The organism is Bacterioplanoides pacificum, assembly GCF_042648445.1.
Classification (GTDB): Bacteria; Pseudomonadota; Gammaproteobacteria; order Pseudomonadales; family Oceanobacteraceae; genus Bacterioplanoides; species Bacterioplanoides pacificum.
In genome coordinates, this window is sequence record NZ_JBHRYB010000005.1 from 106,642 (window position 1) to 123,881 (window position 17,240).

The window sequence follows — 17,240 nt, forward strand, 5'->3', positions numbered from 1 at the left end:
AACTGCATTACGCCACCTTCTCGCTGAACGCGGCGAAGGTGGCGGCTAACAATTATTTTCCGCCTTTTAAGACGTGCGTAATACGCGCCTGGGTTTCCGGCGTTTGCAGCAGTTCGGAGAAGGCGATCATTTCGGCTTCTACTGCCTGATTGACGCGTTCACGATGACCTTCCGCTTTGCCCAGCTTTTTAATTGCCCGTAATGAACCCTGGGAATTTTTCAGTAATTCCTGAGCCGCTTTCATGGCATGTTCCAGCGCACTGCCGTCTTCAACGGCGGCGTTAATCAGGCCCCATTTTTCCGCTTCGGCGGCTTTAAAGAAACGGCCGCTTAACAGCAGGTCGGCGGCATTTTTAGCGCCAATGGCTTCTTTTAATAATACCGAAGAGCCGCCTTCAGCAGCGACACCAATCTTGGCGAATGGCAGGCTGTAACGGATGCTGTTGCCGGCAAAGGCCAGGTCGGCGTGCAACAGCAGGTTAGCGCCAATACCCACGGCGACACCTTCCTGAGCCAGAATCAGCGGTTTTTCCATGGCCGCCAGGGTATCAAAGATACCGGCCACGCCTTGTTGTACACCCTGCAGATCACCGTCGGGTAATAAATCACGCAGGTCGTTACCGGCGGTGAACTTGCCTTCGGCGCCGGTCATCACGATCACTTTGACTGCGTCGTCCTGCTCGCAGCTCTGCAGTGCTGCAATCACGTCTTTGTAGGTTTGTACACGAATGGCGTTCAGCACCTGTGGGCGGCTGATGGTGATTAACGCAATGCCGTCTTGCTGGCTGAATTCGATATCCTGATACATAACACTGATCTCTTCAGATGGTTTGGATAGCGCCATCTTGGCAGAGGGGCGGTAAAAATTCAAACAGGTGTTTGAATCTGTGCGGCTGGAGCTGTGGTGCCGGGGTGTTTATCATGCGGCTAAACCCGAAGGAGTATCGTCATGGAACCGGCCAATCAATTAACCATTACCAGCCTCAGTGATGGCTGGCGTGATAAAGACAACGTGTTGCTACACGCCTGTTTTCAGTTGCTGAAAGACTGCGTTGAACAGGAGCATCTGCTTGACGGTAATACCGACTGGCAGGCTAATCCGGAACATTCGAAAGCGTTTGATGAGCTGACCTTTTTGTATCAGTGGTGGATCCAGCGCGATAAAGGTGCCGATGATTGTGGTGTTGCTGAGCCCCAGTATCAGCTGGAAAACGAGATGTTACATCGTCTGATTAATGTGCGCTGGGCAATGTGGACCTGAGACCCCGGCTGCCATCTGCTGCGGCTGGCGTGAACAAACAGCGGCAGTGTTCGTTGCTGGCCAATAGTTCACTGAATTCTGACGGTGACAGGTTACACTGGGGTTAAATCGTTATTGATGGAAGTAACATGAAGGACCTGATTGAACGTTTTCAGACATTGCCGCAACATTACCCGCAACTGCTGGATCAGGCGCTGGCCCGCAAAGGGCATATCGCTTATGCCGCTGCGGACTTTTTTACGTTGCAGCCGTTTATTGCCGAACTGATGCAATTGAGTGAGCCGCAGACCCGGTTATATCAGCAGCCGGAAGAGGTACCGGGGGATGATGTCTACCTGCTGTTATTGAGTGATCAGGGGCTGGAATACGCGCGCTGGATGCTCGGCGATGAGGTACATTACGACTTCTTTTTTATCGCTGACAATGACGCCGAAATCCGCCTCCAGGCATACCATAATGCCGGGCAGGTGAAAGCGGTTGAAGCGGAGCGGCTGGTACGCAATGAGCAGGGCTTGCCCAGCCTGTACCAGCAGGTGAATGAGTTTATTCGTGAGACCCGTCATTACCAGTACACCACACTCAGCGATGAGCAGGGGGAGGTCGATATCTGTAATATCAGTATTGAAGGTTTTAACCCTTTACATAATCACAGTTATCGTCAGCAGCAGCGGGTATTTTTTGTTCCCGGCAGCTATACCGTTGACCGTATTGAATCGCTGGATGATGACGGTGATGTATTGTTTCAGCGTGCTATGCAACAAGCGTCGCTGGATGAACTGCTGGACCAGGCCGCCGACGTATTAACGCGCGAATTATTACAGGGGCTGGAAAATGCCGCGTTACCACAAACCATTTATTGTGTGTTGTTTGAATATACCTTACAGGGGCCGTTTCCACCCACGCTGGCACTGATTCAGCCACATGAAGTGGATGATAATGAGGAATACGGACCACTCAGCTGGCTGAATGCGCCGGATGCGGAAATTTTCAGTGAAGATGATTTTGATGCGGTGGATTTCCACCATGGTCATTCCGCGTTATTTGATCGGTTAAATGCGCGCCTGGAGGAAATGGAGTTCGATGAGCAGAATGACCGGGTTGAGCAGTTCTATGTCTCTTTTTGCCAGGCGTTAATGAATAACCCGCAATTGCGCCAACACCTCCGCTGTGATGAGCAGTTTTTTGTCTGCGCGCGGGATTTCGAAGCCTGTAATGAACAGGATTTACTGGCGCGGATTTTACCTCCCCGGCAATGGCAGCAAATGAAAGACGCCATTGATTGCCGCGAACAGCAACAACAGCTGGCTCATCAGAGTGAACCACTAGTGCAGGAAGTGACTGAGCTGCTGGCACAGAAACAGGCCGACTACGCACAGCTGAAACAACAGCTGGCGGACGCGAAAACCAGCCTAGGTTATTATCCGGACAACCTGCTGACACTGGAACCGTTTGCGCTGGAACAAAAACACCATCGTCACTTGCCGCTCAGCGAAATGCTCCGGGCTGAGCCGCCGGAAAGCGGACACTGGTTTGAATATCAGCTGCATAATGGCCGCGCCATCTATTGTCGCGGTGTCAGAGATGGTCAGGTATTTCGTGAAAGTTTTATTTGCGATCGTGGCGATCAGGCCGAGTGTTACCACTTTCATGTGGCCCGGGATATTTTGCTGGAAGATTACGAGCAGCTCAGCCGCGACCGTCATGTACCGCGTTATTTTCGCTCGTTGTCGTCACATCAGGTCAGTGAAAGCCGTTACCAGTATGATGAGTCTCAGCGGATTAAACAGATAGAAAACCGCCATGCCTGGTTAATTCAGGGAGTGCGCTGGACAGAGCCGGGTTATGTTGACGTGAGCTATCACAGTGACGGCTCGCTGGCGGCTTTGTGTGGGGTTCTGGATGATAAACCTTATGTGCTGTACAGCTCGGATAATCAGTTTCTTGAGCAGCATATCGAAGCCTGTGTGCCGCTGTTGCACGATCTGCTTCTCGATGAATTGCGCCAGCAGAATATCTGGGGCCAGACAATTTTATTGGAATACGATGAGTGTCATCCGTTGCCACCGGCGTTATTTTATATCGCCGATGGTTATTGGCAGGAAACCTTTCCGCGGCAGTATTTCGACAGTGAGATTTATCGCACCAGTCAGCTGGGGTTATACCTGATGATCTCGGATTCTGTGACCACTGACGGCTATTTTGACAATGAGTTTAAACGGCAGAAATCGGCGCAGTTTTATCAGCGGGTTTGTCAGCAGCTGGAGGCGTCCTGGCAGGCGGAATTTAACACAACGGCGGATATCCGGTTAAAAACCAAGTGGCAGATGTTGCCGGAGTTGCCTCCGGCATAAGCGGCTTTCAGTTACCCTTGTATTCGCCCACGCCTCCGTATATCTGCGGGGCGTGCCGGCTGCCGTTTATTTTATACACCAGGTTGGCGCTGCTGAAACTATCATTGCTTTCCAGGTGGGCCACTTCTGTGGTGTAAACCAAAGCATCGTTGCCGTTCATGGTCAGTGACCCCACGCCACCGTAAAAGTACACCGACACGTCATCTCCTTCGATGATTGCCGTAGCAACCCGCTCGCGGATAATCACCATGCTGTCATCACTGTGTATTGTCAGGCTAGTTAAACCACCGTCAACACAGTGATCTCCGATATGGCTGGTCAGTGTTGCTGCTGAGGCAGCAGAGCTGTCCCAGAGGTAACGGTCATCATCCTCTTCGGCCGTCACGACTTTCTGGGTTATAGCCACTCCGCTTTCATAGTCACCGCCACAAAAGTTACGCGCTTCTTCATAATTGACCCAGCGCAGCTCTTCATTGTCATCGTCGCCGTCCGGCAAGCCTGAACCATTGCCGGGGAGATTGGCGTTGTTGGCTGAGTCGCCACCGGAACTACCGCCACAGGCACTCAATAAAGCAGAAAAAATAAGAGCACTGAGAAATTTAACTGAGGTATGCATAGAAACTCCGTTTCAATAGAAAATGCGCCGCCATAACACACGATTTATGGCTGATAGTCGGTGAACCAGTTCTCAGGTTTATCAATAGTAGATGAGATTTATTCGCTGAACATGCTGCGAAACTGCTCGTCGATCAGATCGCCGATGCCATCGATAAAGTGGCGGTAAGGTGCCTGTGGATCAGCGATATACAACGCATACGGGTGCCAGCTGCGGTTGTTATCGTAGCGCAGGTTAGCGAGTTGTTGGCGTTTATTGCCCCGCAGCAGAGGGTGAGGAACCAGCCCCCAGCCGAGGCCGTCGGCAATGGCATCGCGTACCAGTTCAAAGCTGCTCAGTGCGATGTGTTTATCACCGGGCAGGCGCTGGCTGGTATCGTCATCAACCTCTTCGAGAAAACGGATCATCGGGACTTTCGCCAGGTCGTCGTCGCTGACCCGGCTCAGCCCCGCCAGGGGATGATCCGCGGCACATACCAGTTGCAGGGTAATGGGCCCAATCACCCGCGGGGTCAGGCTGTGGGGTGTTTCCTGAACAGCCAGGCAACAGGCGATATCCAGTTGTTGCTGGTCGAGCATGTGTTGCAGCAGTGCCGGGCTCTGGTAGTGCATTTCGATTGATAACTGCGGGTGTTGCTGGTGCAGGCGGCGGATCAGCCGGCGCCAGAAGGATTCCGGCAATACATCATCCCGGCCGATCCGCAACAGGCTCAGCGGTTCCTGATCACGTTGCGCTTCGCGGCGAATATGATTGACCAGGGTGTCGATGCGTAAGCAGTCATCCAGCAGACGGCTGCCGGTATCCGATAACGTCATGCTGTTACCACTGCGGCTGAACAGCTGGCAGCCCAGCTGATCTTCCAGAGCGGCCAGCGCCATGCTGATGGTGCTGCGGTTGCGCTGTAGTCGGGCTGCAGCGGCAGCAATCGAACCGGTCTGAGCGATGGTGACAAAATAACGAAGGTGCTCGGTGTTCATACAGGTTAGCTCTTGATTATCTCAGCATCAGTTTTTCTGATGCTCAGCGATTATAGCCAGTGTCTGCTCAGGATTAATATGGGCTGCGTTAATAATGCGATAACAGGTGAAGTATGCATTGGGTTTATTTGTCTCTGGCCATTCTGGGTGAGGTTTTTGGCACAACCATGATGAAAGTGCTGGTCGATCAGGGTCAGGAGGAGGCCGGTATTCTGCTGGCGATCAGTATGATTGTGCTGTCTTATGGTTTTCTTAGTCAGGCAACCGACAAAATACCTGTTGCTATTGCCAATGCGTTCTGGGAAGGCAGTGGCATGGTGCTGATTGCTGCCGGAGCGGTGTTTATTATTGGTGAAAGCATCAGCTGGCTGCAGTGGCTGGCATTACTCAGCGCCATCGTGGGCATCGCAGTAACCCATCTGGGTTACCATCTGCAGGAGAAAGCAGCATGAGTTGGTCATTATTGCTGGTTCTGGGGTCTGTGGCACTGGATATCCTCGCCAATGTGTCACTGGAGTTGTCCCGCGGTTTTCGGCGCAAAGGCTGGGGTGTGCTGGCGATTGTGGCCATTATGGCGGCATTTGCGCTGTTGGGTTTTGCGGTCAAAGGGATGGATTTGTTTGTGGCTTATGCCATTTGGGGCGCGTTATCGATCAGTGGTACCGCACTGGCCACCTGGTGGCTATTTCAGCATCGTCTGAACCGGGTGAGCTGTAGCGGTCTGGCGTTGCTGGTGATTTCTATTGCTCTGATGCAATACGCTAACTCGCAGGCGCTGGTTTAGGGCGGGCAAAAAAAAGCCCTGAAGCGTCAGGCTTCAGGGCGGTGGTGGTAACGCCGGGATCAGTTCAGGCGTTGTGCCATGGCGGTGCCGGGTTGTGTCAGGCCGATAAAGTCGAGCAGGATATGACCGGTTTCGGTTAACACCGCATCGTCTTCTTTTTCGTCTTCTTTATCCGGGTCGCTTTCTGCGCCTGCGTCATCACCGCTGGCCTGTTGCTTGTGTTTTTCCTCCGGTGTCAGTGCACTGTCGGCGGAGGGATTGTGCTCTTCGGTTTCGTTGTCTTTGCCATCATCATCGAGGCTGTCGAGCAGGGGCATGCCTTTGGCTTTCCGGCGGCTGTTTTCCAGTGCCAGGCGACGCTGGTCGTTGGCTTCACGTTCCTCTTTGCGCACTTTTTCGTTCAGTGATACCTGAGTTTTGTCACGTAACTCGGTGATCAGGGCTTTTTGTTCACGCATAAACAGGAAGTCCGGGTTGTCACTGATACGTTGCTGATGTTTATCGCGCAGGGTCGGCACCAGCTTGGTCAGCGAGCCGCTTTTTTCATGTTCGGCCGGGCGGATGGTATCCCAGGGCAGGGCTTCGTCCAGCGCACTTTCGCCGATTTTGTCTTTATCGAATAACGACGGGAACAGGATGTCCGGGATAACCCCCTGATGTTGTGTGCTGTCACCGGAAACCCGGTAAAACTTCGCCTGCGTGATTTTCAGCTGGCCATGGTGTAACGGCCGCAGCGATTGCACTGTGCCTTTACCAAAGGTCTGGCCACCCACTACTAAGCCGCGGCCGTAGTCCTGAATGGCTCCGGCAAAAATCTCTGACGCTGAAGCGCTGAGGCGGTTAACCAGTACGGTGAGCGGGCCGTCGTATAACACGCCCGGGTCCTGATCCTGTAATACTTCAACCCGACCACGAATACTGCGTACCTGAACCACCGGACCGGTCGGAATAAACAGGCCGGTTAATGAAATCGCTTCTTCCAGTGAGCCGCCACCGTTATTACGCAGGTCGATGATCAGCCCTTCGACGCCGTCCATTTTCAGTTCCTGAATCAGACGGGCCACATCGCGGGTGGTGGAGCGGTAGTCCGGCTTGTTTTCCATCCGGCCTTTAAAGTCGATGTAGAAGGTCGGGATATCAATTACCCCGACTTTGCGGCTGTGTTCACCGTCTTTAATTTCGATGATTTCTTTTTGTGCCGACTGTTCTTCCAGTTTGACTTCATCACGAACGATAGCGACCGTTTTACTTTCGTTGCCGCTGCCACTGGACGGTAAAATTTCCAGCCGTACGGTTGTGCCTTTTGGCCCGCGGATCAGGTCGACCACTTCGTCCAGGCGCCAGCCGATCACATCAACCATGTCACCGTCGGCATTCTGGCCGACGCCAATGATTTTATCCGCCGGCTCCAGATTACCGGCTTTATCCGCTGGCCCGGCCGGGACCAGGCGTACCACCTTGGTGTGTTCATCTTCGGTTTGTAATACCGCACCAATGCCCTGCAATGACAGGCTCATATTGATGTTGAAGTTTTCAGTATTACGTGGCGAAAAGTACTGGGTGTGAGGATCGAAAGAACGGGTGACCGCATTCATAAACGTCTGGTAGGCATCTTCCGGTTTCGACAGATGTACGCGGTTCAGCTGATTCTGATAACGTTTGCTCAGCAGCTCGATGATGTCTTTTTTCTCTTTGCCGGCCAGTTTCAGATTGAGCATGGAGTTTTTCAGCCGTTTCAGCCACAGCTGATCCAGTTCGCTGCTGGTGGTGGCCCACTGAGCATCTTCACGGTCGAGTTCCAGTGTCTCGTCACCATCAAACTGATATTTGGCGGCGTTGTTTTTCAGCTCGTTGAGTAAAAAGGATAACCGTTCTGACACCCGTTGTTCGAAACGGTTAAAAATAACAAAGCCGGGTTCCATATCGCCACGGGCGAGGGCATCGTCAAGTTGCAGGCGATATTTCTCAAATTCGCGGATATCGCTGGCGAGAAAATAGCTGCGGGTACTGTCGACATCATCCAGCAGAATATCCAGCACCTTAGACGAAAGTTTGTCGTCCAGCCGGCGATGTTCGTAATGGCCACGTAACAGGTTGTTCAGAATCTGCTGGCTGGTAACCGAATGGGTACGATTGGGCTCCAGCGGTTCAAACGGGGTGCCCGGGGCAATGGTCTCGATTGTGGCCAGCGACCAGGACGAAGCCAGAGACAGGGAAATAACTACCAGACTGTGTTGTGCCCGCTTGGTAGTGGAGCGGAGCTTGGAAAAGCAATCAGAAATAAAACTCATCGTTGTCGCCGGTTGTCCTTGTTGTTTGTACTGACACCTGAGCACGGTTATGATGCCGCACCCTGATGCTACGGTATCTCGGCGTGGCTGTCATCTATGCGCCGGATAACTGTAAGACAGTTTACAAACGATTACATCAGGGTTTGACCTGCTGCAGCAGCGTTCCGGTTGATTCCGGAGTCCGATCGTTGCCGCAGAGAACATTCAACGGTCGGAGTTAATTTTGGCTAGAGTAACACTGGATTTACCGGATCACTTTACGTTCACCACCGAGCTGGACGTACGGGTATCCGATATTAATTATGGCAATCATGTCGGTAACGACCGCATGGTGTCATTACTGCACGAAGCCCGCCTGCGGTTATTGCGGGAGTTTGATTTTGGTGAGTTTAATATTGCCGGGTTGGGGATCATGGTCACCGATCTGGTGGTGTCTTTTATGGCGGAATCGTTTGTTGGCGAACATCTGACCTTTCATGTGGGCCTGACTGACTTCAATAAATACGGCTGTGATGTGATTTACCGTATTGAAAATAAAGACGAAGATAAGGTGGTGGCGCTGGCGAAAACCGGGATTGTATTTTTTGATTACGACGAGCGGAAAATTGCCCGTATCCCGAAAGTATTTTATGAGCGTTGCGCGCCAGAGGAAATGCCGGTAGCGGATTAATAGCGCTGCTGAATAACAAAAAAGCCCGGCAAATGCCGGGCTTTTTTGTTGTCCTGAGGCCTTTCTCCGGCCGGATAACAGGCGCTTCAGTGGCTGCTGTTGTCATCGAAATAATTGGTAATAAAGTCGAGGAATGCCCGGCTTTTATTTGCCACATAACGGTTTTGCGGGAATACCACTTTAATGGTGCGTACCGGAATTTCGACATTCGGGAACAGCTGGATCAGTTCGCCGTTTTCCAGATGACGTTCGGCAATATAGGTTGGCAGAGCGGTAATACCCATGCCTTTCAGGCAGGCCTCATAGACCAGATCGATGTCGTTAACGGATAACTTGCGTTCAATATTCTGTAAGGTAAAGCCGTGGTCTTTTTCAAACTGACGCAACCAGTTAATGCGGGCGTATTCGGCATTGGCCACCACCAGAATGCGGTGGTTGTTTATATCTTCAAATGCCTGCGGCGTTCCCCATTGTTGCAGGTATTCCGGTGAGGCACAGACCACAATTTTTTGTTCCGCCACGGGTTTGGCAATCAGACGGGAATCTTCCAGGGTGCCGATGCGCAGCGCAAAGTCGTAGCCTTCTTTGACGATGTCCAGTGGCCGGTCGGAGATATGCAGTTCAAAGCTGATATCCGGGTATTTTTCCGAAAAGTCATTAAAGATGCGTGCCAGCTCACGCCGTCCGAAGTTCGACATGGCTGTAATCCGCAGCCGGCCACGCGGGGTGATATCAAAGTCGGTGACCAGTTTCTCCGCTTCGGTAATCGATTCGAGAATGTTCTCACAGTGCTGGTAAAACATTTGCCCGGCTTCCGTTGGGCTGACTGAGCGGGTGGTGCGGTTCAGCAGACGTACTCCCAGGCGTTCTTCCAGGCCGCTGATCTGTTTACTGACGGCTGAAGGCGTAACGCCCAGGGAATCGGCAGCCGAAGTAAAGTTGCGCGAGCGCACCACGGAGACAAAGGTTTGCAGAGAATCGATGCGTGACATGATTGTTGACTCATTAATAGTAATCCATCTATTTCATTACTATATTGGATTTTCAGGAAATAATGTTGTTGTTTTTTGTTAAACACCGACTTATGTCTAAGTTTGTGCTCCGACAGCTGTTATTTCCTCAGATTAATGACGCCGGATGTGACGATCAGTGCCGCCCCGACCCAGGTGCTCCAGGCGGGAATCTCACCCCAGAACATCCAGCCCATCAGTGCACCATAAACCACGGCGCTATAGGCATACACCCCGACGCTGCCGGTGGGTGCGGTTTTGTAGGCGCGCGTCAGTGCCAGCTGGCCAAGCGTGGCAACACAACCAATCAATAACAATAACAACCAATAATGGGTCGGTACCGGTTGCCAGTTGAGCAGTGCGGCGGGTAATGAAATCGCGGCAGCAATCACTGCAAAATAAAACACAATGCGCTGACTGGGCTCCTGAGTCGCTGACATACGGCGAATGGTGACTTTGGCCAGGGCCGCCAGCAGGGCGCCTAACAGGCCAATCAGTGCTGCCAGGGTAAACGCACTGTCATCACCAGGGCGCAGAATAAAGGCGACCCCGGTAAAGCCCACCAACAACGCCAGCAGTGAATGTTTACCCGAGGACTCAGACAACCATAACCAGGCGATAAGTGGCATAAACAGCGGGCTGGAAAGTTTTACCAGAAATGCCTCAGTCAGTGGCATATTGGCAATTGCCCAGAAATAACAATACATCGCGCTGACACCTACCAGCCCTCGCATCAGATGCCAGTGCCAGACCCGGGTGTGCAGCAGGGCAGGGCCCTGGCGCAGGATCATCGGCAGCAGAATGATCAGCCCGGCCAGGTTGCGGAAAAACACAATCTGTTCGGTACTGAGCTCATCGGATACCAGTTTGATCAGGGCACCCATAATGGCCAGCAGGGCTTCACCCAGAATCAGGAATAAGGCTGCCTGGCGTAAGGCGCTACGGGAATCCGTAACCGTTGCGGTTAAAGGGGAGGTGGTCACAGGGGCTCTCTTGATGAATATCAGGTTTTGAACAAATTTCGGATCGTATTTTGAATTCAGGGGCTTTAAAAGCGCAACAACGGGATCATATTAATTGTGTCGGGGGCAGCTGATAGGAGCGGCTGGCAGTGGTTCTGCTATTAGATAAAATAAATATTTGCCTCTAGGTGTTGAAAAAAACTAATACAACCCCAGATAGAATAACAGCCATTGAGTTAACGATTGAGGATTGACCATTATGCGTATGGATCGTTTGACCACCAGTTTACAGAATGCCCTGGCAGAAAGTCAGAGTCTGGCATTGGGTCAGGATCATAATCAGATTGATACGGTACACGTGTTGCTGGCGCTGCTGGAGCAAACCAACAGTTCCATCAAAGACGTGATTCGTCGCGCCGGTGTGAATGTATCCGAACTGGAGCGGGCACTGCGGGCGGTATTACAGGAGCAGCCGACGGTCAGTTCGCCGGACGGCAATATCCAGCTGGCCCAGGAACTGGGGCGGTTATTAAATCTGGCTGATAAAGACGCACAAAAGCGTGGCGATCAGTTTGTTTCCAGCGAAATCTTTTTATTGGTGGCGCTGCAGGATCGTGGCGCTGCCGGTAAAGTGCTGGCGGATGTTGGCCTGAAAGCCGAAGCGCTGGAAAACGCTATTAAAGACATGCGTGGCGGTGAAGCGGTGAACGATGCGAATGCCGAAGATAATCGTCAGTCGCTGGATAAATATTGTATCGATCTGACTGAACGCGCTGAGCAGGGCAAGCTGGATCCGGTCATTGGCCGCGATGATGAAATCCGCCGTACCGTGCAGGTGTTACAGCGCCGTACTAAAAACAACCCGGTGTTAATTGGTCAGCCCGGGGTGGGTAAAACAGCAGTGGTTGAAGGTCTGGCACAACGTATTATTAACGGTGAAGTACCGGAAAACCTGAAAGATAAACGGATTTTATCGCTCGATATGGGCGCCCTGGTGGCAGGGGCGAAATACCGCGGTGAGTTTGAAGAACGGCTGAAAGCGGTATTAAAAGACGTGTCGAAACACGATGGTCGTATCATCCTGTTTATCGACGAATTGCACACCATGGTGGGTGCCGGTAAATCGGACGGTGCGATGGATGCCGGTAATATGCTGAAACCGGCCCTGGCCCGGGGGGAGTTGCATTGTGTTGGTGCCACCACGCTGGATGAATACCGGGAATACATCGAAAAAGACGCCGCCCTGGAACGTCGTTTCCAGAAAGTGCTGGTGGATGAGCCGTCTGAAGAAGATACCATTGCGATTTTGCGCGGCTTAAAAGAGCGTTACGAAGTGCACCACGGGGTACAGATCACCGACAGCGCCATTATTGCGGCGTCTAAGTTGTCGCAGCGTTATATCACCGACCGTCAGTTACCGGATAAAGCCATTGACCTGGTGGATGAAGCTGCTTCCGTGATCCGCATGGAAATCGATTCCAAACCTCAGGAAATGGACAAACTCGAACGCCGTTTAATTCAGTTAAAAATTGAACGCGAAGCACTGAAGAAAGAAAAAGACGACGCCGCGAAAAAACGTCTGTCCGGCCTTAACGAAGAAATTAATAAAGCCGGCACAGCCTATGTCGAACTGGAAGAGGTGTGGAAAAAAGAAAAAGCCTTACTGGAAGGGGCATCGAAATCGAAAGAACAACTGGAACAGGCCAGAATTGATCTGGAAGCGGCCCGCCGTGCCGGCGATCTGCAAAAAATGTCAGAGCTGCAATACGGCACGATTCCGGAGCTGGAAAAACAGCTGGCGGCGGCCAATGAGGCGGAGGTCAGCGGTACGCAGGAATTTACCCTGCTGCGTAATAAAGTGACGGAAGACGAAATTGCCGAAGTTGTCTCCAAATGGACCGGCGTACCGGTCAATAAAATGCTGGAAGGTGAACGCGATAAATTATTGCGTATGGAGCAGGTATTACACGATTCGGTGGTCGGGCAGGACCAGGCGATTACTGCGGTGTCGAATGCCGTTCGTCGTTCCCGCGCCGGGCTGAGCGACCCGAACCGGCCGAATGGTTCTTTCCTGTTTCTGGGGCCAACCGGGGTGGGGAAAACCGAGTTATGTAAGGCGCTGGCCACCTTCCTGTTCGACAGCAAAGATGCCATGGTTCGCATTGATATGTCGGAGTATATGGAGAAACATTCGGTGGCGCGTTTAATTGGTGCACCTCCGGGTTACGTTGGCTACGAAGAAGGCGGCTATTTAACCGAAGCGGTGCGCCGTAAACCGTATTCCGTCATTCTGCTGGATGAGGTGGAAAAAGCGCACCCGGATGTGTTTAACATTCTGTTGCAGGTACTGGATGATGGTCAGTTAACCGATGGTCAGGGTCGGAAAGTCGATTTTAAAAACACCGTACTGGTGATGACATCCAACCTGGGCTCCGATTTAATTCAGACCCTGGCCACAGAGCCGGAGTCGAATTATGAGGATATGCGGGAAGCCGTGATGGGGGTGGTTGGCAGTCACTTCCGGCCGGAGTTTATTAACCGTATCGACGAGGCCGTGGTATTCCATCCGCTGGAGAAACAACAGATACGGGGTATCGCTGAAATTCAGCTGCAACTGTTGCATCAGCGGTTACGTGAACGCGATTTGTCGCTGGAATTAACCGATGCTGCCATCAGTAAGCTGGTGGATGTGGGTTACGACCCGGTATTTGGCGCGCGGCCACTGAAACGGGCCATTCAGCAATGGATCGAAAACCCGCTGGCGCAGGATATTTTGTCGGGTAAATTTGTTGCCGGGCAAACCATCAAAGCCGATGTTGAGAACGACCAGCTGGTGTTCCACAGCTGAGTCGCGGTTCATCCCAAAACCAAAACCAAAACCAAAACCAAAACCAAAACCAAAACCAAAACCAAAACCAAAACCAAAACCAAAACTAAAACTAAAACTAAAACTAAAACTAAAACTAAAACTAAAACTAAAACTAAAACTAAAACTAAAACTAAAACTAAAACTAAAACTAAAACTAAAAGCCAGATCGCAGTGCGCCTGCGATCTGGCTTTTTTACGGCTGTGCGTCACTCAGGCAGGTTCGGCCTGGTTACGAAACAGGTCTGCCTGACGCGCAACCTCCGGCACAACGATTACTTTGCGGGCCCGGGTATCCATCCAGGCAAATAACACACTGACCCGGGCAGCCAGTTCACCATCACTTTTATAAATATTGTTGACCAGAGTAACGGTTTTTTCGGAGCCGGTGGCTTCGCCGGCTTCAACCGTAATGGTTAACACGTCGTTCATATGCGCTTCGCGGAAATATTCGGTGCTCTCTTTAAATAACACCGGACCAATCTGGTGCTGGTCTAACCATTCCGGGCCAATTCCTATGTGAGTTAAATAACCAACCCGGGCGTGGGCGGCCATATCGGCGTAGGCACTGTGGCGCATGTGATTGTTGGCATCACAGTCCGACCAGCGAACTTCAATCCGGGTCTGGTAGGTACTCATACGGCATGTCTCCTGCTGACTGATGAACGACAAAGGCCGACATCATAAAGCAGCCATGGCACCACAACACCTCTATTGTGGTGAAACAGTGTGGACCATGGTCGCCTTGAGGCAGAAGAAAGTTACTCAGCTGGCAACGGCAATCTCGTTGCTGTCGTATTTTCCGGCGCGGAAATTACGCCGGTAAGCTGCCGGCGTTTCGCCGGTCCATTGTTTAAAGGCCCGTTCGAATCCTCGGCGGTCGGAAAAGCCCAGATCCAGCGCCAGCTGTTGCACATCGGCATAATCGCCCTGTAAGGCCTGGCGGGCTTTTTCCAGCCGGACTTCTTTGACCAGATTAGAAAACTGACAGTCTTCTTCCTGCAGGCGGCGGGTAAGGGTACGGCTTGAGGTGTTGAGTAATTCCGCCACAGCCGTTTTGGTGATAGGCACCGATTCCGGCCATTGATGCAACACGTGCATCACCTTCTGGCTGAATGCCTGTAACCGGCTGAAGCGTGAAATGGCCTGGTCGGCCTGGTTGCGCAACGCGTTATACAAGCCCGGATTGGCGTACGCCAGTGGCGAGTCGAGGTGTTTGCTGCAGACACTGATCCAGTTCTGCGCCTGATTGTATTCCACCTTAACACCAAAATAGTCGTCCAGTTGCTGGCGGTAATGTGGCGCAGCGCAGCAAAAACCAACGCCCTCCAGGCGGTAATAGTTGCCGCCGATTGCGCGTCCAACCGAATGAATACCGGTGGCGATAAACTCCGCCCGTGCCTGATTGCCGAACGGACTGCCGTCGGTAACGTAATACACTACCTTGGCGGTTTCCTGGCCGATAAAGAAATCCGGTGAGCGTGAGTCGCTGATCAGGGAATAATAGCGGCGCAGAATCGCCAGTGCTTCCCGACCAGTCTGGCAACTGCTGACCAGAAAACCGAGCAGGTAAAAGCTGGGCAGTTCCAGCCGGCGCCCGGCGCACAAACCAATCGCAGGTTCTTCCAGCAGACGGCTGCAATGTTCCAGCAGACGATCAAAGCTGTGAATCGATATACGTTGGGTGGAAGCAGAAGCGGCCGTGGCATCCAGGCCTGCAGAAGTCAGCAATTCCGTGCTGGAGAAGCCCTTACTTTCCAATAGTCGGAACAAAGGCTGCAGAACCGCCGTTGTCATAGTATTGGTGGTACGTTGACTCATGGTAATTGATGCTTTTATCGTTATTTTTATTTTTTGGTGTCGAAATAAGCTACCACCAGTTGTCGGAATAGACCAGAGATGGGTTTACAAATTCTATAGATTTTTCCGATATACACGGCTGTTTTCTTACTACGGAGCGAAGGGTTAGCAGCTGTTTATGAAGAAAACGTGAAAACTTCAGATATTTCATAAAGTTAGTGTTGACAGGCGGGTGGCTTAACCGTAATATGCGCAGCCTCTGACGCGGGATGGAGCAGTCTGGTAGCTCGTCGGGCTCATAACCCGAAGGTCGTAGGTTCGAATCCTGCTCCCGCAACCAATTGATTTCAGTAGTAAAATCAGCGGTTACAAGTTCAGAGTACAATGTCGGGTAGTTTGCTCACTACCACAATCAGCCACTGTGCTGCTTGTTACGACTATAAAATTGACGCGGGGTGGAGCAGCCTGGTAGCTCGTCGGGCTCATAACCCGAAGGTCGTCGGTTCGAATCCGGCCCCCGCAACCAATTTTTCGAATTCTAAAGGCTCACTAATCATATAGTGGGCCTTTTTTGTTTCCGTCGACCTACGTTCGTCGGGCTGGGCGCCCCCGTTCGAATCCGGCCCCCGCAACCAATTTTCCGAATCAACCAGCCGCGAGCTGGTTTTTTTGTGCTTGTAATTTACCGACGAGCAGACGGTCGTCGGGCTGGGCGCCCCCGTTCGAATCCGGCCCCCGCAACCAATTTTCCGAATTAACCAGCCGCGAGCTGGTTTTTTTGTGCTTGTAATTTACCGACGAGCAGACGGTCGTCGGGTTGGGCGCCCCTGTTCGAATCCGGCCCCCGCAACCAATTTTCCGAATCAACCAGCCGCGAGCTGGTTTTTTTGTGTCTGTAATATGGCGCTGCGCATAAAAAAACCGGGCGTTTGACGGCCCGGTCCTGGTTATTCTGCCGACGCTGTTGGTATTACAGCTGTTTGGTACAGAAATAAAAGTCCACACAATCAAATTCATTCGAATTCATGCGTTCGTCTGCGCCCGTTGCTGTCGCTGATGGCGGTACAATGACTTTGTCTCCTGGTTGCCACCCTTCCGGCGTTGCCACACTGTGTTCGTCGCTGGTTTGCATGGCATCCAGCATACGCAGGAACTCCGGAACAGAGCGGCCGTTACTCATTGGGTAATAAACCATAGCGCGTAAAATGCCATTCGGGTCGATCAGGAAAGTTGCCCGTACAGCCGAGGTATCCGCAGCGCCGGGGTGGATCATGCCATAGGCACGAGCAACATCCATTTTCAGATCGGCGATGATCGGAAATGGAATTTCAACACCAAACTTTTCCTGGATGTTGCGCATCCAGGCAATGTGAGAATGATGACTGTCGATCGAAAGGCCTAACAATTCACAATTACGTTTGTTGAACTCGGGCGCCATCTTCGCAAAGGCAATAAATTCGGTGGTGCAAACCGGGGTAAAGTCGGCAGGGTGTGAAAATAACACCAGCCATTTGCCCTGGTAATCGTCCAGTGATTTAACCCCATCGGTTGTCGGAGCGCTGAATGCCGGAGCGCGTTCGTTCAGGCGTGGTAAACCAATTACTTGAGTTGTCTGTTCCATGTTTCTTTACCTGTATGTGGTCAGAGAGTTT

At 52.0% G+C, this 17,240-nt stretch carries 15 protein-coding genes and 2 tRNA genes; 8 read left to right on the forward strand and 9 right to left on the reverse strand.

Annotated elements, in window-relative coordinates; all coding sequences use genetic code 11:
* Positions 1–52 precede the first annotated feature (52 nt).
* Positions 53–808 carry an enoyl-CoA hydratase/isomerase family protein gene (locus ACFOMG_RS05120; protein ID WP_376865196.1) on the reverse strand — a complete coding sequence of 252 codons (756 nt, stop codon included), beginning with the start codon at positions 806–808 and terminating at the stop codon, positions 53–55.
* Positions 809–949: 141 nt separating this feature from the next.
* On the opposite strand from ACFOMG_RS05120, the gene ACFOMG_RS05125 reads away from it, so the two are divergent.
* Positions 950–1,261 carry a hypothetical protein gene (locus ACFOMG_RS05125; protein WP_376865198.1) on the forward strand — a complete coding sequence of 104 codons (312 nt, stop codon included), beginning with the start codon at positions 950–952 and terminating at the stop codon, positions 1,259–1,261.
* 128 nt (positions 1,262–1,389) lie between these two features.
* Positions 1,390–3,612, forward strand: coding sequence for a hypothetical protein (locus ACFOMG_RS05130; protein ID WP_376865199.1), 2,223 nt, complete (start codon positions 1,390–1,392; stop codon positions 3,610–3,612).
* A gap of 7 nt (positions 3,613–3,619) precedes the next feature.
* Here ACFOMG_RS05130 and ACFOMG_RS05135 read toward each other — a convergent pair whose 3' ends face one another.
* Entirely contained in the window at positions 3,620–4,228 is a 609-nt protein-coding gene (locus ACFOMG_RS05135) for a hypothetical protein (protein WP_376865201.1), read from the reverse strand.
* 98 nt (positions 4,229–4,326) lie between these two features.
* Positions 4,327–5,205, reverse strand: coding sequence for a LysR family transcriptional regulator (locus ACFOMG_RS05140; protein ID WP_376865202.1), 879 nt, complete (start codon positions 5,203–5,205; stop codon positions 4,327–4,329).
* Between the two features lie 113 nt (positions 5,206–5,318).
* On the opposite strand from ACFOMG_RS05140, the gene ACFOMG_RS05145 reads away from it, so the two are divergent.
* Both ACFOMG_RS05145 and ACFOMG_RS05150 read left to right on the forward strand, forming a co-directional pair.
* Positions 5,319–5,657: a DMT family transporter gene (locus tag ACFOMG_RS05145; protein WP_376865204.1), complete on the forward strand. Its 339-nt coding sequence runs from the start codon at positions 5,319–5,321 to the stop codon at positions 5,655–5,657.
* Positions 5,654–5,989, forward strand: coding sequence for an SMR family transporter (locus tag ACFOMG_RS05150; RefSeq protein WP_376865205.1), 336 nt, complete (start codon positions 5,654–5,656; stop codon positions 5,987–5,989). Before ACFOMG_RS05145 ends, ACFOMG_RS05150 begins: the two co-directional genes overlap by 4 nt.
* 59 nt (positions 5,990–6,048) lie before the next feature.
* Here ACFOMG_RS05150 and ACFOMG_RS05155 read toward each other — a convergent pair whose 3' ends face one another.
* Entirely contained in the window at positions 6,049–8,280 is a 2,232-nt protein-coding gene (locus tag ACFOMG_RS05155; protein WP_376865206.1) for a carboxy terminal-processing peptidase, read from the reverse strand.
* A gap of 223 nt (positions 8,281–8,503) precedes the next feature.
* Between ACFOMG_RS05155 and ACFOMG_RS05160 the strand changes: the two genes are divergently transcribed.
* Positions 8,504–8,950 (forward strand): acyl-CoA thioesterase, encoded by a 447-nt coding sequence (locus tag ACFOMG_RS05160; protein ID WP_376865207.1) that lies wholly within the window; start codon positions 8,504–8,506, stop codon positions 8,948–8,950.
* 86 nt (positions 8,951–9,036) lie between these two features.
* On the opposite strand, the gene ACFOMG_RS05165 is transcribed toward ACFOMG_RS05160, so the two are convergent.
* Positions 9,037–9,942 (reverse strand): LysR family transcriptional regulator, encoded by a 906-nt coding sequence (locus ACFOMG_RS05165; RefSeq protein WP_376865209.1) that lies wholly within the window; start codon positions 9,940–9,942, stop codon positions 9,037–9,039.
* A gap of 119 nt (positions 9,943–10,061) precedes the next feature.
* Entirely contained in the window at positions 10,062–10,943 is an 882-nt protein-coding gene (locus tag ACFOMG_RS05170; protein ID WP_376865210.1) for a DMT family transporter, read from the reverse strand.
* 238 nt (positions 10,944–11,181) lie between these two features.
* Here ACFOMG_RS05170 and clpB point away from each other — a divergent pair, with 238 nt between their 5' ends.
* Positions 11,182–13,770 (forward strand): ATP-dependent chaperone ClpB, encoded by a 2,589-nt coding sequence (gene clpB, locus ACFOMG_RS05175; protein WP_376865212.1) that lies wholly within the window; start codon positions 11,182–11,184, stop codon positions 13,768–13,770.
* A 231-nt stretch (positions 13,771–14,001) separates the two neighbouring features.
* Here clpB and ACFOMG_RS05180 read toward each other — a convergent pair whose 3' ends face one another.
* Both ACFOMG_RS05180 and ACFOMG_RS05185 read right to left on the reverse strand, forming a co-directional pair.
* Complete coding sequence (locus ACFOMG_RS05180; RefSeq protein WP_376865213.1) at positions 14,002–14,427, reverse strand: acyl-CoA thioesterase; 426 nt, start codon at positions 14,425–14,427, stop codon at positions 14,002–14,004.
* A 126-nt stretch (positions 14,428–14,553) separates the two neighbouring features.
* On the reverse strand, positions 14,554–15,609 hold the full coding sequence (locus ACFOMG_RS05185) for an AraC family transcriptional regulator (RefSeq protein WP_376865214.1): 1,056 nt from the start codon (positions 15,607–15,609) through the stop codon (positions 14,554–14,556).
* A 242-nt stretch (positions 15,610–15,851) separates the two neighbouring features.
* On the opposite strand from ACFOMG_RS05185, the gene ACFOMG_RS05190 reads away from it, so the two are divergent.
* Positions 15,852–15,928 (forward strand) — tRNA-Met (locus ACFOMG_RS05190).
* 109 nt (positions 15,929–16,037) lie between these two features.
* Positions 16,038–16,114: transfer RNA gene (locus ACFOMG_RS05195), tRNA-Met, on the forward strand.
* Positions 16,115–16,558: 444 nt separating this feature from the next.
* On the opposite strand, the gene ACFOMG_RS05200 is transcribed toward ACFOMG_RS05195, so the two are convergent.
* Positions 16,559–17,209 (reverse strand): peroxiredoxin, encoded by a 651-nt coding sequence (locus ACFOMG_RS05200; protein WP_376865216.1) that lies wholly within the window; start codon positions 17,207–17,209, stop codon positions 16,559–16,561.
* Positions 17,210–17,240 lie beyond the last annotated feature (31 nt).